This window comes from Bacillus sp. CIS52, assembly GCF_053545315.1.
The window spans coordinates 633006-655464 of record NZ_JBIUFR010000001.1 but is presented as its reverse complement, the minus strand read 5'-3'; the positions used below and the strand labels follow the sequence as shown (position 1 = coordinate 655464).

Genomic DNA, 22459 nt, shown 5'->3' with positions numbered 1-22459 from the left:
ACTTTTGCATAATGACACCAAGAGAAACGAGGGAGAAATCGATGTCTCTTCCAAATATCCCGAACATCACCCCCGACATTACACTCTCCAAATGTGAGACTTTGAACTTCCTTCTTTCATCTGTGGCTATGGAAGAAATCGGGCTATCCCATATTCTGCAGGCGGAAGCAGATCGAATTCAAACGTTTCTCGGCGCTTCCGGCGATCCTTCTCTGGGGGAATTGTCAGCAATCAATCGAAGCACCGAACGGCTTCTGCGCACAGTCATGAAATCCCAGCTCCTTTTGCAGACAAAGCTTGAGGACATTATCTACTTACAGGATTCTGAAGCCTGCATGGATCCTGATGACCGAAGCGATCCGAGTGACCCGGACGATCCTGATGACCCGTGGGACCCAGATGAACCCTGCGATCGTGATGATCCTGATGACTCGTGGGACCCAGATGAACCTTGCGATCGTGATGATCCTGATGACCCGTGCGACAATCCAAGCGACTCATGTGATCCGCGCTTTCCGAATCCTCCGCCCGAAGATCCGTGCGACGGTCTGTTTTACGGCCGCATTGGCTGCTGTGAGTGCGGGGATTGTGAGGAATGCGAATGGAGGAGAAAAGGCGGGGAGCGTTCATAAAGGAAGAGATGGGTGAAGCATATGCCGTATCCAAGCCTCTCAAAAGCGAAACAGACATCTTTTGAAGCGATGCATTGTCTCACAATTGCGCTGTTACATATATTAGCTGTGACCGTTGAAAAAAGAAAGGATTCAAATTACAAAGAAGAAATCAGGCTGTTCTCCGCATTGTGCCGCTGGCAGGCGGAAACAGGCGGGCGGCTGTTTTTAATGATTAGCATGGAAAGAGAGAAGAAGCGGATGTATGAGCGGCACTTTCACGAAATGAAGACAGTGACGGAACGAACGAAAAAATTCATTTCTGAAAGCCCGCCAGAATTCCGGACGCATCCCATTACGAAACGGGCGGTCAGGCAGCTTCGGGAATGGGATCCGGAATCATCTGCCGAACCTGCCGTCAGATGGGTGCGGCCTGTTTTCGTAACGATGAACGGCACTCCTGAGAAGCCTTGGTTCAATCAACAACTCCAAAAGCGGGAAAGGTGAGAACATGAGCGGAAATGCTGAATGTAAACTGACGCTTTGCATGATTGTAAAAAACGAGGAGAGATATATCTCCCGGTGTTTATCAAGTGTACAAGATATTGTGGACGAGATCGTCATTGTAGACACCGGATCACAAGATAATACAAAAGATATCTGCAAAAGCTTTCAGGCCAGAGTGTTTGATTTAGAATGGGAGAATGATTTCGCCAAGGCGAGAAATTACGGCCTGCAGCATGCCAATGGGGATTGGATTTTAATGCTTGACGCTGATGAAGAGCTCGATCAGGAGAGCGGCCGCTTTATCACTTCGCTGCTTCATGATGAATTACCGAGCCGGGGTCTTTTAAAAATCATCAATTACACTGGGAAGCAGCTGGATGAAAATGAAGCGTTTGAAAGCATGCAGCCGAGATTGTTCCGCAATCGTGAAGGCCTTCTGTACCAAGGCAGAATTCACGAAAATATCACCTCTTCCAATGAGGAAGAAAACAATACTTTTTTTACGCTTCCTTGTGTGATTCATCACTACGGTTATTTGGAGCAGGAAGAAAAGATCAAACAAAAACATAAACGGAATATCAGCATTTTAAATGAAGAGCTTTCAGAGGAGAATCCGGATCCGTGGCTTATTTATCATTTGGCAAGCGAATGCTGCAGAATAAAAGACTATGAAAAAGCATTACATCTTGTCAACGGATCAATTTTTCAATTTTTAAGCGAAAAACGAATGCCTCCGTCTCTCTTGTATCATTTAAAATATACAATGTTGCTTGAACTCAAACGGTATGAAGAAGCGGAGCAAGGGATTGAGAAGGTGCTCAGGCTTTATCCTGATTACAGCAATCTTCATTATTATAAGGGCCTTATATTATATCATTTGGGAAAGTACAGAGCAGCTATCAAAGCATTTGAAAACGGAACGAAGATTGAAGAAGAAAATGCTGGCCACTTACATTTAAAAGGTGCCGGCGATTTCAGAGCTTTTTATCATATGGCGAAATGCCATGCTGCATTAAACCATGATATGACGGCCGTCGCTTACGCCAAAAAATCCGTGAAATCTAATCCTCAATTTAAACCTGCACAAGAACTTCTGACACAATTAAAAAAGGATCAGCGGACAAACGCCTGATCCTTTTTTTTTGTTCCTGTTAAGATAATCGAATAATGTTCAACGCCGCACCGGCACTTCCTCCAAGCAATGCCGCCGCACCTAATAATCCGAACAGCTGAAGCTGGATGGTGCTGCCTGCTGACAAATTCACAATGAAGGAGTTGTTGAAGTTTGCCAATGACACGGCAGGTGCAATAATTGAACTTGCAGGCGGGGTGCCATTAATCAGGACCCGTGAACTTACAAGCAGGCCGGCTGCTAAATTAATCTGGTAGGAGATATAGTACCGTCCTGCCGTCGCAACGGTAAACACAGTATTAGCAGCATTAGCCGTAATATCTGCGGAAAGGTTTTGATCATTCGGCAAGGAAATGGCTGTGCCGCTGATAACAACAGCGACAACACCGCCGCCCGTATTACTTGCAAACCCGGAAGTCGCCGTTAAACTTGTTCCGGTGACACCCGCAGCGCCGGTGGCTCCAGTGATACCAGTGGGTCCGGTGGCTCCGGCAGCACCAGTGCTGCCTGTGGGCCCGGAGACCCCTGTAGCTCCGGTAATTCCTATCGGTCCATTTTCTCCAGCATCGCCAGTGGCCCCGGTAATCCCGGTCGGTCCAGTCGGCCCCGCCAGTGAAGGAACATTTGTGATACTGTCCAATTTTGAACCGAGAAGAAGTTCCTGTTTCATTAAGCTGTCAAGCGTATGACGGACGCTCTCATTCAAGTTCAAAATATCCGTAAGACTTGACGGCGGCCCTGTTAATCCGGGAATCGTTCCGAGCGCATATTGGATTTTTTCTCCTTCCGCATCCAGAATATGTGCCATTCCCAGCTCTTCCATCGCAATTGATGAAAGAAGAAGGTCAATGGTATCGTCCCTGGAATGGGTCACGACAGGGGTGATGTTAGGTAAATTAGGCTGTGACACAATGTCCCTCCTTATGAGTTGACAGAAAATGTCTTCATTACGTATTAAGTCCCCGAAAAAAAGCGTAAAGCAGTACTTTATCAATATATTCACTTATGCTGTCCATTTTTCTGAAAGAATGATCTTAACTAACCAATTGCGTCCACGAAAAATAAACCTGCGTTGTAAGCAGGTTATTCGGGATTAATATACTTTTTTGCGGGCGGAAGTTTTCCAGGCGTCAAAGGGCGCGGTATGATCGGAGAAGCTGAGATGATAAAAAGGAATTGATCTCTCCGTCCGCTGTTTCTTGATTTCATCATATATGAAGGTGTCATCAAAGCCTGCATCAGAAGCATCTGAGTGGCTGGATGCGTAATATACCGCTTTTGGCCTCGCCCAATAAATGGCGCCTAAACACATAGGGCAGGGTTCACAGCTTGTGTAAATCACACAATCATCAAGCTGATATGTTTGAAGCGTCCGGCACGCATTCCGGATCGCCGTTACTTCAGCATGGGCTGTCGGATCGTTGCTGGATGTCACATTGTTCTGCCCTTCGGCGATAATGACGCCGTTTTTAACGATGATGCAGCCAAAAGGCCCTCCGCCTTCATCCACGCTCTCAACTCCCAGCGTGACCGCCCGCTTTAAAAATGAAGTGTGCTGATTCATCTCAAGTCCCCCTCGGTTGATCGAATACTTTAACTATAGCTGAAGATACATCGCAAAACATTGGCAAATCGGTCAAAATAACTGCTGGAAATGGGATCATATATATAAAGAAAGCTTTGTCTATATATCTTGTGCATGTCCTGCAAAAACTCTCTTTTTCATTTCCAGTTTTCTGTATAAAAGGGCAAGAAGCATAGAGGGGATCGTACAAACAACCATTCCGATAAAGGCATACCGGGGTTCAATTTCATATAAAAAACCTCCGAAAATAGTAAATACCGCAGTGCTCCAGCTGAGCGCAAGCGCTGAATATATGCCTTGGGCTTTCGGGACTTGCGCAGGGGAAATATGTTTAATTAAGTATTTCATAAATGCATAGTGTCCCATCGCGAATGAACAGGCATGCAGCGTCTGCGCGAGGCAGAAAATGATGACATGCGGAAAGGCAAAGACGAGTACCCAGCGTACGGTAGCACCAAGCGCCGCCAAAGCGAGTAAAGCACCAGCCGTAAATTGATGAAAGCATCGGTCAGCGATTGCGAAGAAAATGATTTCCGCAATAACGGCGATGTTGATGATGATTCCGATTGCATATGCGGGTGCATGAATTTCCTGCAAAAAGAGATAACCGTAATTGTAGTAAGACGCATGTGCCGCCTGCAGCAAGATAACGATTGCGAGCACCAGACCGAAATGTTTGATGCGGAATAAGGCAAGCATGCCCTCTTTTTTTGTACAATCTGTTTCCGGCCGTTTTGAAAGAACAGCGGGCGCATGCATAAAGCTGAGGCATACGAATATCAGAGTGCCCAAAAGCAGTGCCCATAAAATCACTTGATCTCCAAATATACCTGTAAAGACGGACAGGATGACGCCGGCTGAAACAAATCCGGCGGACCCCCACTGCCGGCTGGTCCCGTAATCTCTTAATTCATTATGCTGTACCAAAACGCCGCAAGCGCTGTCCAAAGCAGGCATCAAAGCCGGATAAAACACATGCAGCCCTAATGTGACAAGAAGCAGGCTTAGAAAAGAGTCAGCCGGAATATAACATAAAAGCGCAAGAAGCGTACCGATTCTGGCTCCGTTCAATATGGCTCTGCTGCTGAATTTTCCGGATAAATAAGGAAAGAAAAGCAATGTGGAAATTCCTCTTGCCGCCAGACCTAAGCTCATAATGAAACTGGCTTCGGATACAGAAACCCCTTTTATATGAACCATCCATCCCGTCCAATAGGGCAGAAAAATCCCCCATGTCATAAAAAAGCTAAAAAAATGCAGACTCATCCAGCGATATGCGTTCATTCCCGTTCCTCCTTTTCATTGGCATGTTATCATGTAAAACGTAAAGATAATATGAGATATCTCATATATTTCGGGGTGGGCGATGGAAATTTATAAAGGTGAGAAAAAACGGCATCAGATAGAAAAACACTCAATCGCGCATTTATTTTCTTTTCCCGCTGAAGAGTATATGGAAGTGCGGGAATATCAGCGGGATGAATGGATTATTCAAGAGGGCATGAGGCCGGACTTCCTGTTTTACGTGATTGAAGGAAAAGCGAAAATATTTGTAACCCATCAAAACGGAAAAGTATCGTTAATTAATTTTATCAACAAAAATGATTACATTGGAGAGATGGAACTATTACATGAAGTATATTACACAAAAGGCATTCAGGCCTCAGCGAAGACTGTGTGTTTCGCTCTGCCGATTTGCCGCTGCCGCGCGCAATTGCTGCAGGATGCGAATTTTCTGCGTGAATTGGCTAAGTTTTTAAGTGATAAGGCAACGCTTATGGCTTCAAAGTATTCACAAAGTCTGGCGTTCCCTGTTGAAAACCGGCTTGCTGATTTTATTTTGCAGACGGCTTATGAAGGATTTTATAAAGAGAAGCACGTAACGGTTTGTGATTATTTAGGTGTATCTTACCGTCATCTCTTGCATGTGCTGACGCAATTCTGCCAAAAAGGGTATTTGCAGAAAGAAGGGCGGGGCTATCAAATTAAGCAGCATGATTCACTAAGTGAACTTGCAGAGGCGCTGAAGAATAAGTAGCAAACCCAAAAAACAGCCATCCGCACATTAGGGGATGGCTGTTTTCATTATACAAGCTGAGCTTGTTTTTTTCGCGCCTGTTTCGCAGCGTCGACCATATTTTTTAATGCCGCAACGGTTTCTTCCTGCTGTCTTGTTTTCAGCCCGCAGTCCGGGTTTACCCAGAAGCGGTCTGTCGGACACACTTCAAGCGCATCATCGATAATTTGATAGATTTCTTCAGTAGCCGGCACGCGCGGGCTGTGAATGTCGTATACACCGAGTCCGAGGCCTTTCACGTAAGGATGATCTTTCAGATATTCTAAAAATCCTCCGTGGCTTCGGCTGTGTTCGATTGTGATGACATCCGCATCAAGGTCATTGATCGTATCGACAATATCTTCAAAGTTGCTGTAACACATATGCGTATGAATCTGCGTCTCATTTTTCACAGAAGACGTCGTTAATCGGAAAGCTTCTGCGGCCCAAGTTAAATATTCATCCCAATCCTGCGTTTTTAACGGCAGTCCTTCGCGGAGCGCGGGTTCATCCACTTGGATAATCTGAATACCAGCATCTTCAAGCGCTTTTACTTCTTTTCTGAGGGCAAGCCCGATCTGGAAGGCGATTTCTTTTCTTGAAATATCCACGCGCGGGAATGACCAGTTTAAAATGGTGACAGGTCCCGTCAGCATGCCTTTCATGTGCTTTTCTGTCAGCGATTGGGCATAGACCGTATCTTTTACCGTCATCGGTTCGATAAATTCGACATCTCCGAAAATGACAGGCGGACGTACGCAGCGTGAACCGTAAGACTGCACCCATGCATATTTCGTAAAGGCGAACCCGGCCAGTTTTTCACCGAAGTATTCGACCATGTCCGTCCGTTCAAATTCTCCGTGAACGAGCACGTCTAAGCCGATTTCTTCCTGAATCTCAACCCAGCGCTTCGTTTCCGCATTAATAAACGCTTGATACTGTTCATCCGTCCAATCTTTTTTCCGCCATTTTTGCCGTGCGCTCCGCACTTCTGCAGATTGGGGGAAGCTTCCGATCGTCGTCGTCGGCAGAAGGGGAAGACCGAGTGATTCATTTTGCAGCGCCAAACGTTCTTCAAAGCTTGCAGGGCGGGAGAAATCTTTTTCTGTCAGCTGATTCAATTCTTCTTTTTGAGCTGAGTTCGCCCCTGTTGCGAATGCTTTCAAAGCTTTAAGTGCCGCTTTTGACTCTTCGATCTGCTCACTGACAGCCGCTTTGCCGGACAGAAGCCCTTCTTTTAAGACGCCGAGTTCCGCCAGTTTTTCTTTAGCGTATGACAGGCCGTTCAGCAAATCCTTTTCAAGATGCTCGTCAGGGTGTTTCGCCACCGGCACGTGCAGAAGGCTGCTTGAAGGCTGAATCCATAACTCCTCAACATCAGCGTGGCTGAGGATATCCAAAGCCGCATCAAGGCGTTCTTCAACATCGATTTTCCAAATGTTTCGGCCGTCGATCACACCGGCTGCCAGCACTTTATCTTTCGGGAAGCCGTACTTTTTCAATTGCTCAAGGTTTCTGCCTTTATCATGCACGAAATCAAGCCCGATTCCTTGTACAGGATACGAAACGAGTTCTTCATATGCATCAACCGAATCGAAGTATGTCTGCAGGAGGACATTCAGCCCTGAAAGCTCTTTTGCAATAGATTCATAGAGTTCTTTTGCGGCGCGGACATCTTCAGCAGAGGCTGTCACAAGGGCTGGCTCATCAATCTGAACCCATTTGACGCCTTCTGCTTCAAGCTCTTTCAGCAGCTGCACATAAAGAGGAACAAGGCGCTTTTGAATCGCTTTCGCCTCTGATTCTTCGTATCCTTTCGCAAGCGTGACGAATGTGTACGGACCGACGATGACAGGTTTCGTTTCCGCTCCGAATTCTTCTTTGATCCGGCGGTAGTCGTCAAGCTGTTTGTTTCTCGTCAGACGGAATTCAATGCTTTCGTCATATTCAGGAACGATGTAATGGTAGTTGGTATTGAACCATTTTGTCATTTCACTGGAAACGGCGTCTTTAACACCGCGGGCAATCGCGAAATATGTATCAACGGGATCTGTGATACTGCGGAATCTTTCCGGAATCCAGTTAAAGCTGACAGCTGTATCAAGCACATGGTCATAATGAGTAAAATCAGAGACCGGCACGATGTCGATATTTTGGTCAAGCTGTGTTTTGACAGCCGATAAGAATAAACCGTCAAGCTCTTTAAGAAACGTTTCTTTATCAGTGTTTCCTTTCCAATAAGCCTCAAGCGCTTTTTTCCATTCTCTGTTCAAGCCGATTCTCGGAAAACCGAGATTTGAAGTTTTGATTGTAGTCATTAAGTCTCCTCCTTTAAGTGAGATGTAACAAAAAAGCCTCTTTCTCATGAGAGAAAGAGGCTTTAACATCAAAATTTAAGCCTCTCTTATCTCTCAGATCACGTCTGATGGAATTAGCACCGTGCCTTAGGAGACTATCGTCTCGGCGCAAAAATCACGCGCCCCATTTCACAATGGAATTACGGTCGGTTGCTGTTGGGGTCAAAAGGCCAATCCCTCGCCCAACTCTCGATAAGAGAAAATATTTCAATTTTTTTGAAAAGTTACATCATTTGTTGGTTATCTTATCAGCTTATTCAGATCACTGTCAATAGAAAATCTCACATTTTAAAAATTGGTGATTTTGACAAGCGGATCAATCATTATATGAAAAAAATATCAGAAAGACAGCAGCTGTGCCTGTTCGGCTCTTTCCAGGAGCACATCAGGCGCGTCTAAATACAGAAACCCGTTCCCGGCCAATGTTTTGGAGATGTTCAAAGGAAGAGTACGCCGCACAAGCTGGGCATAAATTTCGGCTTCAGAAAGCGTCCGCTGAAACGAGTCCTGTTCAAGCCCTTTTATTAAGGCCAGCGCTCCGCTCACGTGCGGGGCGGCCATTGAAGTGCCCGTCAGCTTCCCGTATTTATGGTTGGGAAGGGTGGAGAGAATGTTTTCTCCGGGCGCCACGAGGTCAATTTCTTTATTTGCGTTTGAAAATTCTGACGATTTACGGGCGATTGAGACTGATCCGACGGCAATCACTTCGTTGTAAGCGGCCGGATACGACAGTTCTTCTGTCCGCTCGTCTCCGTCACCTTCATTTCCTGCTGCGCAAACGACCAGTACACCGCTTTTTACCGCATTTGAGACGGCTTCTTTCAGTTCAGGCACATCGTTCGGTCCGCCGAGTGACATGGAAATAATGTCCGCCTTTTGTTCAACGGCGTAGTTGATGCCGTTAATGATCCATTCGTATTTGCCGCTGCCGTTTTGACCGCCGAGAACTTTAACGATTAAAAGGCTCGCTTCCGGCGCAACACCTGAAATTCCGCCGTTTGAATCATTGGCGGCAATCGTTCCGGAAACATGTGTCCCGTGGCCGTTGTAATCGGAAATCGCGTCTTCTTTGCCTTCGTCATCATCGGTAAAGTTTTTTCCGCCGATAACCCGGTCTTTCAAATCAGGATGATTAATGTCGCAGCCTGTATCAAGCACCGCGATTTTAATATCCTTTCCTTTAAACCCTTTTGCCCACAATTCTGGCGCCTTAATCACTTTAATACCCTCAGGAAGCTCGTTCACATCCATGATCTGCTCATCCGTGACATAAGGAATCAACCGCATTTCACCATTCATAAAAAAGCCCTCCTTTTTTATGCTTGCGAGTGGATTCAAGGGTGTTGCTACTATTTTATGGCAGATTATGCCGTTCGGAAAGAGTCATTTGAAGCATTTTCATAAAAAAGGCGCAATCTATTGCACTAAATAATTTCAAATAATTGGATGGTTCAACGGCTTTTATTTTGATTCGGCATCAGCTGACGCTATAATTGGAAATGGGAAAGGAGAAGAGGTATGAAGATAAATGAAGCATTGTACGACTATTTTTCCGAACGGGTGGATCAAATTGCGAAAGAATGGATTGAAACGATGGAAGATTCGGATCCGAATTCGATTTACTCTTTGACAAATCCCGTCATCATAGAAGAGCTGATGGAGCAAGATAAAGAATTTTACCGGCATATTAATAAAATGTATATCATGCCGGAAAAAGAATTTTTAGAAGAGTTCGAGCGATGGGTGATTGAGCTTGCGAAAGACCAGAAGCATCTGGATACCCCGGTCCAGTATGTGGTCCGTGAATTCATGAGAAACCGGAGACTGTACATCGGTTATTATGATGCGTTTGCCGATAAACATGAATCTTCGTTTGCCGAGGGAGAAAGGAAGAGATGGGAGAATTTAATCGTTCAAGTATTTGATTTTACGATTTACACCTTTGTCGATCACGCCGAATATAATTCGAAAATGCAGCTGAATGCGCAAAGAGAAATGATTTTAGAATTAAGCTCGCCGGTTATTACGCTGAGCAAACGGACGGGTCTTCTGCCGCTTGTCGGCAATATTGACACGGAACGCGCCAAATACATTCTTGAAAATACGCTGAGTACATGTGCAAACCGGCTGATTGAGCATCTGTTAATCGACTTGTCGGGCGTAGTGGTTGTCGATACAATGGTGGCGCACCAGATTTTTAAATTAATTGAGGCGCTGAACCTGATCGGCGTTTCGTCCACTTTATCCGGGATCAGGCCGGAAATTGCCCAAACCGCCGTACAGCTCGGCATTAATTTCTCGGATATTACGGTTAAATCCAACCTCGCCCAGGCTCTCAATTATCATCAGTAACATACATATAAGAACAGGCTGCCGAATCACTCCGGCGGCCTGTTTTTATACAAACAACAGTGAAATGAGACAGCTTGCGCCGAATAAAAGGAGCACGAGCATGAAAAAGAACCAGTCGGCGCGGCGCACAGTAACCGTTCTGTAAAACGTGCGGTTTCGGCTACCTGTAAAGCCTTTAGATTCCATTGCGATCGCTGTGCGTTCCGCCTTTCTGATGGCGCCTGCCAAAAGCGGGATGGTAAAGCGCCTGAAGGCAAAGAGCTTTCCTTTCAGCCCGGAATCAGATGCCGCGCCTCTGATTCTGTGCGCCTGTCTGATAATCAGGATTTCATCTTTCAGAAGAGGAAGAAACCGGAACCCGGCGATCACGCCGTAAGCAAGCTTCGGCGGGAGCTTACATTGCTGAATCAGACTGAGCATAAACAGAATCGGATCGGTTGTGAAAAGAAACATCATCGACAAAGCGGAAAAACATAAAATACGAAACGCGATAGAAATCCCGAGCGCCGCATTATCACTGTTGACGGCAATCGGTCCGAGCTTAAACAGCAGATTGCTTTCGGTTGTCGGGACGTTTCCGAATACGGCGGCTGTCCATAAAGAACCGAAGGCAAGAATGACAAACGGAACCGTAAACAGCCGCCATTTTTTCAGCGGCACACGTCCCGCCAAAAGGACGCCTCCGGCAATGATAATATAAAACAAAGCAGGCGTGTACGGGTTATAAATAAACGAAAGCATAATGACGCATAACAAAACAGCCGCCGCCTTAATTGACGGGTTAACAGCCTCCAGCCGCAGGTGCATTTCTCCGCCTCCTGTCGTGTTTCATCCATTCATACCGCAGGGGCAAAGCTAAATGCGCCCGCTCCGCGATTCCGATATGATCAGAAAACAATGAGTCGGGCGTTCCGCGGTACACAAGCTTCGTGCCGCAGAGCACAACGATCGTATCGGCATAATCTGAGACGAGCTCCATATCATGTGTCACCATTAAAACGGCCGTTCCTTCCTTTTGGATCTCCTGAAGCATCAGCATGCACTCACGCGCCGTTTTTGCGTCCTGCCCGAAAGTCGGTTCATCAAGCAGCAAAACTTTCACCTGATGCATAAGCATCGTGGCGACGCTGAGCCTGCGTTTTTGTCCTTGGCTTAAAGAGAATGGATGCTGTGAGGCATAGCGTCTCAGGCCGAACCGGGTTAAGAGCTGAAGAGCTTTCTCCTTTGCGGCTTGACCGTTTTCAAAGCCGAACAGCAGCTCTTGAATGACGGAATCTGTGACAAACTGGTGTTCAGGATTTTGGAAAACATACCCCATCAGCCGCCGAAGCTCTTTTTCCGAATAGGAATCTACCGGTCTGCCGTCTATTTTGATGTCTCCGCTCACAGGACGGATGAGCTTGGCCGCGGCGGACAGGAGCGTTGATTTTCCGGTTCCGTTAGGGCCGGCAATCGCGGTGATTGACCCTTTTTTTACGGAAAAGCTCACGTCCTGAAAAATGGTGTCTGTTCCTCTTATGAATGACAGCCCGTGAACACTCAGCGCGTCCTCTGCCGAAAGCGCGGCGGGCCGGGGGCCGGGAAAGGGCGGTACAGGTTCTTGAAACAGTCTTTCTTTGCACAATGTAAAAGGAATGCTGACGTGCTCCTGCAATGAGATCACCCGCGGAATCGGAATGCCGAGCTGTGTCAGCTCTTCAAGTTTTGTTTCAAAGATCGCGCCCGTCTCTCCGTCCATCACTTTCTGACCCGTTCCGTCAAGGACAATTGTCCTGTCCATCCACGGCGCCCAATGATCAAGCTGATGCTCGATAACAAGAAGTCCGAAGCCTTTTTGGGCCTGCAGTTCTTTGATCAGCCGCACCAATTCACGCACGGAATATGGATCAAGCTGTGCCGTCGGTTCGTCTAAAATAATGAGTTCCGGTTCCATCGCAATGATACAGGCGAGCGCGACCTTTTGTTTTGAACCGCCTGACAGCGAGGCGATCGTCCGTGTTTTCAGATGAGTGATTTCTAATTTTTCCAAAACGTCCTCAATAATTAAGTCCATCTCTTCTTTTGTATATTGCAAATTTTCCAGACCGAAGGCTATTTCATCTTCAACCGTCAGCATGCAAAACTGCTGATCCGGATCTTGAAACACGACCCCGATGGATCGGGCGGCGGGTTCTGACAGGTCCGAAAGAGGTGTTCCGTATAAGGAAACGGTTCCCGTTTGAACCGCATCGCAGGCTTCCGGGTACAGACCGTTTAAACAAAGTGCGAGCGAGCTTTTGCCGCATCCGCTCGGCCCGAGCAATAAAACCCGTTCTCCTTTGCGGAGCTGAAATGACACGTCTTGAAAAACCGGCTTCTCATCCTGCTCATAAGAAAAGGTAAGACGGCGGGCCGATAGAAGGGGTTCAGATGCCTGCATCTTGGTTCACCTGTTTCTTTTTCTTCTTGAATTCTTTTCCGAGCGCCATGCCGTTCAGCACCCCTGTGTAAGCCAGCGCATCACTGATTGCTTTGCCGAGAAGGCCGGCAAGAAGCGCACCTGAGACCAGGCGGATGAGAAGCATGACGGCTAATAAACCCGGATTCAAAACAGAGTATCCGGAAATGAACAAGTCATAAATGAAGCTCGCAACAGAAGACCCCATACCGGATAAAAGGAGCACGGGCAGGGTATACACCCGCCAGCGTGTCGCAAAAAAGACCGCTTCCGCACCGATTCCCTGCGCGATGCCGATCAGAATTACCATCGGCCCTGACGGATTTCCGAGTAAACACTCCACAAACGCGGCGATGATTTCAGAAATGAGCGCCGCTCCCGGTTTTTGAATAATGTAGGCGGCAATCACCGAGACGATAAACCAAATACCGTAAATCGGTTCGTAGCTCATCCGGCCGAAAAACCCTGCCGCTATATTGCTTGCATGAGTTGATAATAAATAAACGACAGCAAATACAACACTGATGACGGACATGACGACAATTTCTCTCATTTTCCAATTTTTCATTGTGATCTCCTGCTTTCTTATCGGATAGTCGTATGTATGAAAGAGTTGATTTTACGAAAGACGATTGGTCGTAAGTTTCATATTGCAGTGTCCTCCCCCGTTTTTTAATGAAAAATAAAAAACTGCATATCCGAGGGAATATGCAGCAGCAGAACGAAAACGCATGGAAAAAACCCTGCGCTCCGGTCAATCTGCACTTCCCCACGCTGGTATTATCCAGATCGGGTTATAAGGGATCAAAACACGCCTGCCGCATGTTTTATCTCAGCCGATAACAGCACCCCTAGTGCGTTTCCTATACAGTTTTTTATGATGACATCATCATAGTTGATCATGTCTGATTTGTAAACAGCCTTTCTCTAAACAGAGTTTGGAATCGGACCGGAAGATCATTCATAAAGATAAGAAGAGCCCTTTTGATCAAAAGGAAACGGAGGACATCTATGTTTGTTCATACAGTGCAGTCTGGCGACTCGTTATTTTCCATCAGCAGAAAGTACGGATACCCTGTTGACAGCATCAGAAGCGTCAATGGGCTTGAGGAAACGAATATCGTACCGGGGCAGGCGCTTTTGATCCCTCTTAATGAATATACGGTTCAGCCGAATGATACGTATGCCGTTATCGCAAGTAAAACTTATGTGCCGCAGATGCAGCTGATGCAGGCAAACCCGGATATTCCGCCGAACCGGCTGCGGCCGGGTGTGAAAGTGAGAATTCCGGATATCTCCAACTATCTGGCGGGAACCCTCCAATTTTATGTCATTCGGACACCTGAAGCGGACAGAGAGCTCATTAATGATTTTGCACCCTATTCATCGGCGATTTCTTTGTTTGAATATCATTTTGGCCCGAACGGAGATATCATGAATGATTTAAACGACAGAACCGCGATAGAAACCACATGGCAAAACAGGGTGCGGCCGCTTGCGGTTATCACGAATCTGACAGAAGGAGGGTTCAGCCCGGAATTAGCCCATCAAGTCCTGCAGAACCCGACGGCGAGAACGAACCTCGTCAATAATATCGTCTACCTGACCGTAAGAAAGGGATACGGCGGTGTAAATATTGATTTTGAACGGATCAGGGAAGCCGACCGGGACCTGTTTACAGGATTTCTCCGGCAGTTAAAAACCAGGCTCTCAGAGCATCAGCTCGCGCTAACGATATCGGTTCCGGCGAAAACAAATGAAGCGGTGCCGTGGCTGAGGGGATATGATTACGGCGGAATCGGAGCCGTCGTCGATTATATGTTCATCATGGCGTACGACTGGCACCATGCCGGCAGTGAGCCGGGACCCGTAGCGCCTTTGACGGAGGTCAGAGAAACCATCCATTTTGCCATCAGCAGGGTGCCGAGAAGAAAGGTGATTCTCGGTGTGCCGCTGTACGGATATGATTGGGTGATTCCGTACCGCCCCGGGACGATCGGATCGGCGATCTCCAATCAGCGCGCCATGGAAACCGCCATGAAATATCAATCAGTGATCCGCTACTCTCAGAGGGATCGCTCCCCTTACTTCCGGTATACGGATGAAAATGGAAGAACGCATGAAGTATGGTTCGAGGATGTGCGGAGCATGAGTGAAAAAATGGTTCTCGTGCGGGAATTCGGACTGCAGGCGATCGGCGCGTGGCAATTAACGCTCGGCTTCAAACCGGGTCCGTGGCTGTTGCGGAACTTTTTCACCATCCGAAAGATATAACTGCATTGTCCCGCTTTTGCGGAGAGTTTTTCTTTCTTATGATAACGGATCTTCTTTTGGACAATCTAAAGTTGAAAAGGAGGTCTGTTCTGTGAAGAAAAGGGAAGAGCAGTATATCAACGAGGCTGAGTATGTACCGCACCCGACAAAAGAAGGGGAATACGCGCTCATGCTGCATGAATCATATCATTTACTTTCAGAAGAAGATGAAAGCGATTTGCCGGAATAAGGGCTTTATGCCTTTATTCCGTTTATTTTATAGGCATATGCTGAAATAACAATTTAAAGGTTGACACATTCCTTTTTTTTCTGTAATCTCAGTGTGTCAATTCAAATAACAACTTCGTTAGGTGAGGCTCCTGTATGGAGATACGCTGCTGCCCAAAAATGTCCAAAGACGCCAATGGGTCAACAGGAATCATCGACATAAGGTGATTCTTAACGCAGCTGGATGATTGTCCTATGCCATACAGTGCTAAAGCTCTACGAATGAAGGCCCCGCACGTTTATTTGCCGTGCTTGTTTTCGCCTTCATTTCGGAAGGTTTTTTTTATGCCTCAAAACGTACATGACTGAGCATGATAAGGAGGTGCGGAGTATGGATTCTCCCCATTCGAGTATGTCAGAAGAAGTACCCATATACAGCCAGATAACCAGTGACGACATGATGAGGAGACAAACCGCCGCACTTCCCTTGACGGACGGCGCGTCTCCGTAAAGGAGGTACGAGTCCCGATGGTCCAAAACATGACCTATGACGAACTCATATTACGCATTATCATTTTATTGCGGGACGGAAAAATAAAAGAATTCCGAAACATGATAGACGAGCTTCAGCCCTATGATATGGCCTTTTTATTTAAAGAAATGCCGGAAAAGCACCGGGCCCGCTATCTGTCATATATGACGGTTGATGACATCACCGACATGATCGGAGAGCTGGAGCGGGAATTTCAGCTTGCCGTTCTCCATAAAGTCGGTAAAACGAAAGCCACTCTCGCAATGAATAAAATGGATAACGACGATCTCGCCGCTTTGCTGGAAGAGATGGATGAAGAGCTGAAAGAGCAGCTTTTGTCCAGCATGGAAGCCGAGGAATCAAAGGCCGTACAGCTTTTGATGAACTATCCGCAAGAATCCGCGGGCCGGATGATGACGAACCGCTTCGTCTGGATTCCGCAGCATTATACAGTAAAAGATGCGGTCGTGAAGCTGAAAAGCTTTGCGGAAATCGCAGAATCAATTAACTACTTGTACGTGATTAATGACAGCAAGCAGCTTGTCGGGGTGCTGTCTTACAGAGATTTAATTCTCGGCGAGCCTGACGATAAAGTGCAGGATCTCATGTTTACGCGTGTCATCTCGGCCGGGGTGCTCCAGGATCAGGAAGAAGTCGCCCGGCTGATCCAGCGGTATGACTTTTTAGCCATTCCCATCGTTGAAGAAAATAATGTGCTTGTCGGCATCGTCACTGTCGATGATATTATCGACGTCGTGATTAAAGAGGCTGATGAAGATTACGAAAAATTCGCCGCCTCCGGTAAGGCGATTACATTTGATACGAAAGCGTACGTGGCGGCGTACCGCCGCTTGCCGTGGCTCATTCTCCTTTTGTTTATCGGATTGATTTCCGGAAGCATCCTGAATTATTTTGAAGATACATTGCAAAAAGTGGTCGCCCTCGCATTTTTCATGCCGATGATCGCGGGAACGACGGGAAATACAGGCACACAGTCGCTCGCTGTCGTTATCAGAGGATTGGCTAAAGAAGAAATGAATAAAAAAACCATCTTTAAGCTGATTTTCCGGGAATTAAGAGCCGGCATCTACATCGGTATTGTCTGTGCGATTGCGATTACGATTGTCGCAACCGTCTGGCAGAAAGACTTAACGCTCGGTTTTGTCGTCGGTTCATCGCTGCTTGCAACGCTGATTATCGGTACGATGGCCGGAACGATCGTCCCTATTATTCTTCATAAACTGAACATAGACCCGGCGATTGCATCCGGGCCGCTGATTACGACGCTGAACGATATTTTGTCCTTATTAATTTATTTCGGCATTGCAACTGCATTTCTTCATGCTTTATAAAAAAAGGTCCGTCTCATTAGGAGGCGGACTTTTTTTGTCAGCGGTTTTTATATTTAAAATGAGCATTAAGCTGTCCTTCCAGCATTTTCTTGCGGAGCTGCGGGTCGTTTTTGAGGGCCTGCTCTTTTTTGCGCATGTCTTTTAAAATCTCAGCCGTCTGTACGCCGTCCTCACGCTTGTTGGCAATATCCATCAGCCGCTCAACGTCCGCGAAGGAATATTTTCTCGTTCCCCGCGATGAGCGCTGCGGGTAAATTAATTTCCGTTCTTCATAGTATCTGATCTGCCTGACTGACAATCCGGTTAATTCGCTTACAATGCCGATCGAGATTACTTTTTTATCTTTGTAAGATTGTTCGTCTGTCGTCATTTTTCCACCCCTGGATGTCTTTTACTCATATTATATAAGAAAAAAAGAGAAAAAACCTGACGCTTGTCAGGTTTTCTGACGTGAAATAGAAGATTTTAGAAAAAAAGCGTCAGAAAAATTAACAAGGTTAATGCATGGCTCTGTATCCCGTTTTATGCTTACTTTACAGATACAATGAGAGGAAGGATATGAATGGAGAAAGAAAAAGCGGTTTCGCTGGCAAAAGAAATCATTGAATTAGATATGAAACGCGATGAAATGCTGGAGACGTTTATGCAGATTGCCGGGGAACACGCTTTTCCGCTGCTCAGAGCCGTCCAGAACGGACTTTACCGAAAAACATCATAATTCCACATAAGTTTTACAATGGCTTCATACGTCATTGAAATAAAAGCGGTATTCTGATCATAGAATAACGGAAAACAAAGGAGGGCGTCATGAGTCATTTGTTTCAAAATGCACTGGACAAAGAGAGAAACCATTATTCCAAAAAGCTTCTTCAGATCGGAGTCTATACGAAAGAAATACTGAACTCCATGACAATCACGGAGCTGAGAAAGGAATACGCGTATTTTTTCCGGAACATTCCCTATAAAGAACGAAACCCTTATACAAATTAAATGATGTATAAGGGTATTTTTTTATATAAAAAAGAAGGAATTCTGAAAAACGGCACGAATAGAATATAAAACAAAGAACGACTCTTATGAATTGTAAGGGTTTACATTATTTTTTTATAAAAATCTTAAATACGGGGTAGATATGATGAGATTATCATTTAATGAAGAAGAAGTGATGCGTTCGATGAATTTGTACAAAGTTTTTGCAAGGGCTTTCAAAAGTGTGTCTGAACACAGCATCCGCGACAGTAAAGAACACGGTTTTAATCCGACTGAATTTGCCGTTTTGGAGCTGCTGTATACGAGAGGCCCGCAAAAGCTCCAGCAAATCGGGTCGCGTCTTTTGCTTGTCAGCGGGAATGTCACCTATGTCATCGACAAGCTTGAAAGAAACGGGTTTTTGGTCAGAGAACAAGACCCGAAGGACAAACGGTCTGTTTACGCCCATTTAACTGATAAAGGAAATGAGTATTTAGACAAAATTTATCCGATTCATTCATTGAGAATTGCGAGAGCGTTTTCAGGACTTATGCCTGAGGAACAGGAACAGCTGATCGCCTTATTGAAAAAAGCGGGGATCCACAGCCAGCACTTGCTTTTCCGTTAAAAGAAAGCGGATACAAACACTCTTCTTCAAGGAGAGTGTTTTTTTCTGTCCGACGGTAGAGCCTGAAGCGGATTTTGCATATGATGATACAGGGCGGCATCATTATTTACCAATCATAATGTGACATGCCCCATGCCAAAATATGAAAGTGCTTTGAATATAAAGAAGGTGAACGTGTGAGAAGCTGTCTGCTGACTATATGGTACTTACTTGATCCGCTTTATTTCTTCTTTACCCGGCTGACGCTGATTGATAAACAGCAATCGAATGTATTCCGCGTTCGTTTGACAAGATATAAAGGGAAAGAGGTCATCCTGAGCGACGGAACCAGAATTAAAAAAAATGACGTGTTAGTCAAGATTCATCTTCATAACGTCAAACTCCTGAAAGAGCTGCAGCCTATTGAAAGCGCGGTCAGAAGGGGGATTATGCTATATCAAAAGGTTTATCAATCCATGCCTCATTTAGCTGATTATATTAACCAGCATAAACGGAAAGACGAGATTAAAGGCGTCGTCGGCATTACAATGCTTCATAAAGGGGCGGCAAGACTCGGATTTGATGTGATAAAGCCGTCCAGCTGCTGCTACAGGCTGTTTAAAAAAGCGGCACATATTCCGATTTTATATTTTACTGAAAAACAGCTCACCCTCAAAAACATTCCTTATTCCTGCTATTTATTCATTTCCAAAGAAAAACTGATGTGCACGTATCAGACTGAAAAGAGCTGACGAAAAGCGTCAGCTCTTTCTCTTGATTTGCTCAAGCACGTTTGAAAGCGGGCCGTCCTGCGGATTCCGGTAAAAATCATAAAACGGATCTCCCTCTGTCCTGACCCGATTCACCACTGTATCAATCGTATAATCATCGGGTGTTAAAGAGGAGTTGACTTCGTTCCAATAAAGAGGGGCGGCAACCGTTCCTAGTTCGTTGCCCCGGGTCGAATAAGGAGCGATGATCGTTTTTCCTTCGGCATGCTGCAAATAATCAAGGTAGAGCCTGCCGTTTCGGTTTTTGATGAACCGCTCTGTCGTAAAAAGATCCGGACGTGTCCTGACGCAATAATCGGCGATGAGCATTGTGAACGCACGGGTCTCCTCATAGGTGAATGCTTCCGGTGAAAGCGGGATGTAGAGCTGAATGCCTTTATTCCCGGAGAGCTTCGGGAATGATGTAATGCTGAATGAGTCAAACAGCTGTTTCAGCACATGCGCCGCCTCCACGGCCATAGGAAAATCGTTCCTTGACGGAGGATCAAGGTCAATGACGATTTCTGCGGGCCTTTCAGAATGCACCGTCTGAAACGGAACGTGAAATTCCAGCGCCAGCTGATTGGCGAGCCATAAAAGAGACGGTACGCTGCTGCATACGATGTGTTCGTGGCTTCCGTCAAATACGCTTGAGACGAAGTCAGGCGTGTAATCCGGTTTGTTTTTTTGAAAAAAAGATTCGCCCGGCGCCCCATGCGGATAACGGATCACCGTGACGGCCCGATCTTTGAGAAAGGGCATAAGAAAATCGCTCATCTTCACCATATAGCAAAGGAAATCCTCTTTCTTTTTTTCAGACTTCTTAAAAACGGTCTTGTCCAGGCTTGTGAACTGCAGTTTCGGCGGCAGCGTTTTAGAACGGAGGATAAGCTGCTGATACGTACATTCAGTCCAATCCATTTCAAACTGAAAAGAAACAAAAGATACTTCACGCAGCGTGTCCTGCAATATGGTTAAATACTGCACGGTCATACAGATGGAAGGCTCAAGTATATACTCGCCGCTTTTTTGTTTTTTGCCGTGAGTCTCCATAATGGTTCTGACGGCGTTTTTTTCTTCCGTCTGCATGCCGTGGGAAACGGAAGCGATCGGGACAATGGTGCCGTCTTTTAATACCGAGGCCGTCACATACCCGTTCTTCGGATTAAACCCGGTTAATAGCACGTGAGCCGTTTTCATATGTTTATACTTCTGCCAGTCGGGAGACCGTTTATTTTCCGCCCAGCCGCTTGATGCTCTTTTTGCTACTATTCCTTCTCCGTCATACCGGACGACCTTGTCCCAGAGCGCTTTAAAGTCAGTGTGCTCCGGAATGTACTGAATCGCTTCCTCCGCTAAGTGATGGGGGCTTTTCGGAAGATTGGCTTCTTCAAACAGTTTGAAAAGGGCGCGCTTCCGCTTCACATACGGCAATGAGACGGTGCCGGCACCTTCCAGAACCAGGAGATCAAATGCCAGAAAGCGGCACGGCCGTCTATGGGCGGTGGTTTCAATGGCTTCTGCCCGTTTTAAACGCCCGCGGATTTGAATATGTTCAAAGTCCGCTCTGTACGGATTGATTAAATAGACAAGCTCTCCGTCAAGCGTAATGGGCAACCGGTCTTTTATGTGCTGAAAACACTGTGCCGCAAAAGCCGTGATTTCCGGAAATTGATTCGTCAGCGTCTGGCCGTTTCTGCTGGTCAATGTGACGCCGCTTTCGTCTATGCGGAGAAGACAGCGGAATCCGTCATACTTTACCTCATAGCGCCACTCACTGCCTATGGGCGGTGAAGAGGTTAAAATCGGCTGCATCGTCAGCACCATGATTAAGACGTTCCGGCTTTTTGTCTGGTCGTCTTCCGCTTTTTGCCTTCGCCGCCTGCAGGTGCGGCGTCTTTTGTCCGTGCCGGTGCAGCCTGCTCGCGATTCGGCCGCTTCGTCCGGTCGATGCTTGCCTGAAGGGCGCTGACAAGATCAATGACATCTTCGCGCGGGCCGGCAGCAGCCGGTGTTACGCCCGCTTCTTCATGTTCAAGCTTATCATTAATTTTGGCGAGAAGGGCTTTCCGGTATGTGTCTTCGTATTGCTCTGGCTCAAACTCGGTTGTCAGCTCATTAATTAACGTAATCGCCGTCTGCAGCTCTTTTTCATTAACGGCTGTCTGCTCCGGAACGCCCGGCACATGTCCGGCGTTTCGGACTTCATCCGGATAATGAATGGATTCCATCACGATGCAGTTGTCATACACCCGAAGAATCGCAAGCTGCTGCTTAGAACGGATCGTAATAGAGGCAATCCCGATTTTACCGGTCGTCCTCAGCGCTTCCCGCAAAAGTGTATAGGCTTTTGTGCCGTTGTCTCCAGGGCCGACATAATAAGACCGGTTAAAATAAATCGGATCAATCTCTTGCAGCTGGACAAAGTCAACAATCTCAACCGCTTTTTCTTCGTGTTCCTGTTTTACGTCTTTCAGGTCTTCGTCTGTCAAAATGACGTATTTTCCCTTTACATACTCATAGCCTTTAGCGATTTCATCCGGCTCCAGACTCTTTTCACACCCGGTACAGATCTTTTCGTATTTAATCGGCGCATGATCTTCTTTATGAAGACTGCGGAATTTTATATCTTTATCTTCAGTGGCCGCAAAGAGCTTGACCGGGATATTGACGAGGCCGAAACTGATCGAACCCTTCCACATCGTGTGCAT

At 46.4% G+C, this 22459-nt stretch carries 23 protein-coding genes and 3 riboswitches; of the genes, 12 read left to right on the top strand and 11 right to left on the bottom strand.

Going from position 1 to position 22459, the window contains the following annotated elements; all coding sequences use genetic code 11:
- Positions 1-41: 41 nt before the first annotated feature.
- The 3 genes from ACH32G_RS02735 to ACH32G_RS02725 are packed head-to-tail and all read left to right on the top strand — an operon-like array spanning position 42 to position 2250.
- Positions 42-632 (top strand): hypothetical protein, encoded by a 591-nt coding sequence (locus ACH32G_RS02735; RefSeq protein WP_366969488.1) that lies wholly within the window; start codon positions 42-44, stop codon positions 630-632.
- Positions 633-653: 21 nt separating this feature from the next.
- Complete coding sequence (locus tag ACH32G_RS02730; protein WP_029575214.1) at positions 654-1118, top strand: hypothetical protein; 465 nt, start codon at positions 654-656, stop codon at positions 1116-1118.
- 4 nt (positions 1119-1122) lie between these two features.
- Positions 1123-2250: a glycosyltransferase gene (locus ACH32G_RS02725; RefSeq protein ID WP_448813969.1), complete on the top strand. Its 1128-nt coding sequence runs from the start codon at positions 1123-1125 to the stop codon at positions 2248-2250.
- Between the two features lie 19 nt (positions 2251-2269).
- On the opposite strand, the gene ACH32G_RS02720 is transcribed toward ACH32G_RS02725, so the two are convergent.
- The 3 genes from ACH32G_RS02720 to ACH32G_RS02710 all read right to left on the bottom strand — a co-directional run bounded on the left by ACH32G_RS02720 (position 2270) and on the right by ACH32G_RS02710 (position 5119).
- Positions 2270-3160 (bottom strand): BclA C-terminal domain-containing protein, encoded by an 891-nt coding sequence (locus ACH32G_RS02720; protein ID WP_448813968.1) that lies wholly within the window; start codon positions 3158-3160, stop codon positions 2270-2272.
- 183 nt (positions 3161-3343) lie between these two features.
- Positions 3344-3814 carry a nucleoside deaminase gene (locus tag ACH32G_RS02715; RefSeq protein WP_047475359.1) on the bottom strand — a complete coding sequence of 157 codons (471 nt, stop codon included), beginning with the start codon at positions 3812-3814 and terminating at the stop codon, positions 3344-3346.
- A gap of 120 nt (positions 3815-3934) precedes the next feature.
- Entirely contained in the window at positions 3935-5119 is a 1185-nt protein-coding gene (locus tag ACH32G_RS02710) for an MFS transporter (protein WP_366969485.1), read from the bottom strand.
- Between the two features lie 82 nt (positions 5120-5201).
- On the opposite strand from ACH32G_RS02710, the gene yeiL reads away from it, so the two are divergent.
- Complete coding sequence (gene yeiL / locus ACH32G_RS02705) at positions 5202-5873, top strand: transcriptional regulator YeiL (protein WP_448813967.1); 672 nt, start codon at positions 5202-5204, stop codon at positions 5871-5873.
- Positions 5874-5920: 47 nt separating this feature from the next.
- On the opposite strand, the gene metE is transcribed toward yeiL, so the two are convergent.
- On the bottom strand, positions 5921-8209 hold the full coding sequence (gene metE / locus ACH32G_RS02700; RefSeq protein ID WP_448813966.1) for a 5-methyltetrahydropteroyltriglutamate--homocysteine S-methyltransferase: 2289 nt from the start codon (positions 8207-8209) through the stop codon (positions 5921-5923).
- 83 nt (positions 8210-8292) lie between these two features.
- Positions 8293-8447: riboswitch (SAM riboswitch) on the bottom strand.
- A 140-nt stretch (positions 8448-8587) separates the two neighbouring features.
- Positions 8588-9547 (bottom strand): S8 family peptidase, encoded by a 960-nt coding sequence (locus tag ACH32G_RS02695; protein WP_342007685.1) that lies wholly within the window; start codon positions 9545-9547, stop codon positions 8588-8590.
- A gap of 219 nt (positions 9548-9766) precedes the next feature.
- Between ACH32G_RS02695 and ACH32G_RS02690 the strand changes: the two genes are divergently transcribed.
- Positions 9767-10600, top strand: coding sequence for an STAS domain-containing protein (locus ACH32G_RS02690; protein WP_448813965.1), 834 nt, complete (start codon positions 9767-9769; stop codon positions 10598-10600).
- A 45-nt stretch (positions 10601-10645) separates the two neighbouring features.
- Here ACH32G_RS02690 and ACH32G_RS02685 read toward each other — a convergent pair whose 3' ends face one another.
- The 3 genes from ACH32G_RS02685 to ACH32G_RS02675 are packed head-to-tail and all read right to left on the bottom strand — an operon-like array spanning position 10646 to position 13605.
- Positions 10646-11407, bottom strand: a complete 762-nt coding sequence (locus tag ACH32G_RS02685) for an energy-coupling factor transporter transmembrane component T family protein (RefSeq protein ID WP_448813964.1) — start codon at positions 11405-11407, stop codon at positions 10646-10648.
- A complete protein-coding gene (locus ACH32G_RS02680; RefSeq protein WP_448813963.1) occupies positions 11382-13019 on the bottom strand; it encodes an ABC transporter ATP-binding protein in 1638 nt (545 codons plus the stop codon). The genes ACH32G_RS02685 and ACH32G_RS02680 overlap by 26 nt, the downstream gene beginning before the upstream one ends.
- A complete protein-coding gene (locus ACH32G_RS02675; protein ID WP_016936385.1) occupies positions 13006-13605 on the bottom strand; it encodes an ECF transporter S component in 600 nt (199 codons plus the stop codon). Before ACH32G_RS02675 ends, ACH32G_RS02680 begins: the two co-directional genes overlap by 14 nt.
- Before the next feature lie 181 nt (positions 13606-13786).
- Positions 13787-13900, bottom strand: a riboswitch (TPP riboswitch).
- 148 nt (positions 13901-14048) lie between these two features.
- On the opposite strand from ACH32G_RS02675, the gene ACH32G_RS02670 reads away from it, so the two are divergent.
- The 3 genes from ACH32G_RS02670 to mgtE all read left to right on the top strand — a co-directional run bounded on the left by ACH32G_RS02670 (position 14049) and on the right by mgtE (position 17402).
- Positions 14049-15311 carry a glycosyl hydrolase family 18 protein gene (locus ACH32G_RS02670; RefSeq protein WP_099744331.1) on the top strand — a complete coding sequence of 421 codons (1263 nt, stop codon included), beginning with the start codon at positions 14049-14051 and terminating at the stop codon, positions 15309-15311.
- Between the two features lie 91 nt (positions 15312-15402).
- Positions 15403-15540, top strand: a complete 138-nt coding sequence (locus ACH32G_RS02665) for a transcriptional regulator SplA domain-containing protein (protein ID WP_116746191.1) — start codon at positions 15403-15405, stop codon at positions 15538-15540.
- A gap of 106 nt (positions 15541-15646) precedes the next feature.
- Positions 15647-15812, top strand: a riboswitch (M-box (ykoK) riboswitch).
- 234 nt (positions 15813-16046) lie between these two features.
- Entirely contained in the window at positions 16047-17402 is a 1356-nt protein-coding gene (gene mgtE / locus ACH32G_RS02660; protein ID WP_045925675.1) for a magnesium transporter, read from the top strand.
- A 37-nt stretch (positions 17403-17439) separates the two neighbouring features.
- Here mgtE and tnrA read toward each other — a convergent pair whose 3' ends face one another.
- Positions 17440-17772, bottom strand: a complete 333-nt coding sequence (gene tnrA, locus ACH32G_RS02655) for a MerR family transcriptional regulator TnrA (RefSeq protein WP_003154734.1) — start codon at positions 17770-17772, stop codon at positions 17440-17442.
- Between the two features lie 192 nt (positions 17773-17964).
- Here tnrA and ACH32G_RS02650 point away from each other — a divergent pair, with 192 nt between their 5' ends.
- The 4 genes from ACH32G_RS02650 (at position 17965) to ACH32G_RS02635 (ending at position 19730) form a co-directional block, all read left to right on the top strand.
- Positions 17965-18120 (top strand): hypothetical protein, encoded by a 156-nt coding sequence (locus tag ACH32G_RS02650; RefSeq protein WP_016936381.1) that lies wholly within the window; start codon positions 17965-17967, stop codon positions 18118-18120.
- An 89-nt stretch (positions 18121-18209) separates the two neighbouring features.
- Positions 18210-18392 (top strand): Fur-regulated basic protein FbpA, encoded by a 183-nt coding sequence (locus ACH32G_RS02645; protein ID WP_016936380.1) that lies wholly within the window; start codon positions 18210-18212, stop codon positions 18390-18392.
- A gap of 142 nt (positions 18393-18534) precedes the next feature.
- The gene (locus ACH32G_RS02640; protein WP_007610911.1) at positions 18535-18999 is read left to right on the top strand and encodes a MarR family winged helix-turn-helix transcriptional regulator; all 465 of its coding nucleotides are present in this window, start codon (positions 18535-18537) and stop codon (positions 18997-18999) included.
- A 176-nt stretch (positions 19000-19175) separates the two neighbouring features.
- The gene (locus ACH32G_RS02635) at positions 19176-19730 is read left to right on the top strand and encodes a YkoP family protein (protein ID WP_016936379.1); all 555 of its coding nucleotides are present in this window, start codon (positions 19176-19178) and stop codon (positions 19728-19730) included.
- A gap of 9 nt (positions 19731-19739) precedes the next feature.
- Here ACH32G_RS02635 and ACH32G_RS02630 read toward each other — a convergent pair whose 3' ends face one another.
- The gene (locus ACH32G_RS02630; protein ID WP_099744330.1) at positions 19740-21575 is read right to left on the bottom strand and encodes a DNA ligase D; all 1836 of its coding nucleotides are present in this window, start codon (positions 21573-21575) and stop codon (positions 19740-19742) included.
- Between the two features lie 2 nt (positions 21576-21577).
- The gene (ku, locus tag ACH32G_RS02625; protein WP_016936377.1) at positions 21578-22459 is read right to left on the bottom strand and encodes a non-homologous end joining protein Ku; all 882 of its coding nucleotides are present in this window, start codon (positions 22457-22459) and stop codon (positions 21578-21580) included.

Coding starts and splice junctions, on each gene's coding strand:
- ACH32G_RS02685 (WP_448813964.1), bottom strand. CDS start 11,407: ATGCACCTGCGGCTGGAGGCTGTTAACCCGTCAATTAAGGCGGCGGCT.
- ACH32G_RS02645 (WP_016936380.1), top strand. CDS start 18,210: ATGAGTCATTTGTTTCAAAATGCACTGGACAAAGAGAGAAACCATTAT.
- ACH32G_RS02630 (WP_099744330.1), bottom strand. CDS start 21,575: ATGGTGCTGACGATGCAGCCGATTTTAACCTCTTCACCGCCCATAGGC.
- ACH32G_RS02690 (WP_448813965.1), top strand. CDS start 9,767: ATGAAGATAAATGAAGCATTGTACGACTATTTTTCCGAACGGGTGGAT.
- ACH32G_RS02695 (WP_342007685.1), bottom strand. CDS start 9,547: ATGAATGGTGAAATGCGGTTGATTCCTTATGTCACGGATGAGCAGATC.
- ACH32G_RS02735 (WP_366969488.1), top strand. CDS start 42: ATGTCTCTTCCAAATATCCCGAACATCACCCCCGACATTACACTCTCC.
- ACH32G_RS02680 (WP_448813963.1), bottom strand. CDS start 13,019: ATGCAGGCATCTGAACCCCTTCTATCGGCCCGCCGTCTTACCTTTTCT.
- tnrA (WP_003154734.1), bottom strand. CDS start 17,772: ATGACGACAGACGAACAATCTTACAAAGATAAAAAAGTAATCTCGATC.
- metE (WP_448813966.1), bottom strand. CDS start 8,209: ATGACTACAATCAAAACTTCAAATCTCGGTTTTCCGAGAATCGGCTTG.
- ACH32G_RS02650 (WP_016936381.1), top strand. CDS start 17,965: ATGGAGAAAGAAAAAGCGGTTTCGCTGGCAAAAGAAATCATTGAATTA.
- ACH32G_RS02640 (WP_007610911.1), top strand. CDS start 18,535: ATGATGAGATTATCATTTAATGAAGAAGAAGTGATGCGTTCGATGAAT.
- yeiL (WP_448813967.1), top strand. CDS start 5,202: ATGGAAATTTATAAAGGTGAGAAAAAACGGCATCAGATAGAAAAACAC.
- ACH32G_RS02675 (WP_016936385.1), bottom strand. CDS start 13,605: ATGAAAAATTGGAAAATGAGAGAAATTGTCGTCATGTCCGTCATCAGT.
- ACH32G_RS02715 (WP_047475359.1), bottom strand. CDS start 3,814: ATGAATCAGCACACTTCATTTTTAAAGCGGGCGGTCACGCTGGGAGTT.
- mgtE (WP_045925675.1), top strand. CDS start 16,047: ATGGTCCAAAACATGACCTATGACGAACTCATATTACGCATTATCATT.
- ku (WP_016936377.1), bottom strand. CDS start 22,459: ATGCACACGATGTGGAAGGGTTCGATCAGTTTCGGCCTCGTCAATATC.
- ACH32G_RS02710 (WP_366969485.1), bottom strand. CDS start 5,119: ATGAACGCATATCGCTGGATGAGTCTGCATTTTTTTAGCTTTTTTATG.
- ACH32G_RS02730 (WP_029575214.1), top strand. CDS start 654: ATGCCGTATCCAAGCCTCTCAAAAGCGAAACAGACATCTTTTGAAGCG.
- ACH32G_RS02670 (WP_099744331.1), top strand. CDS start 14,049: ATGTTTGTTCATACAGTGCAGTCTGGCGACTCGTTATTTTCCATCAGC.
- ACH32G_RS02725 (WP_448813969.1), top strand. CDS start 1,123: ATGAGCGGAAATGCTGAATGTAAACTGACGCTTTGCATGATTGTAAAA.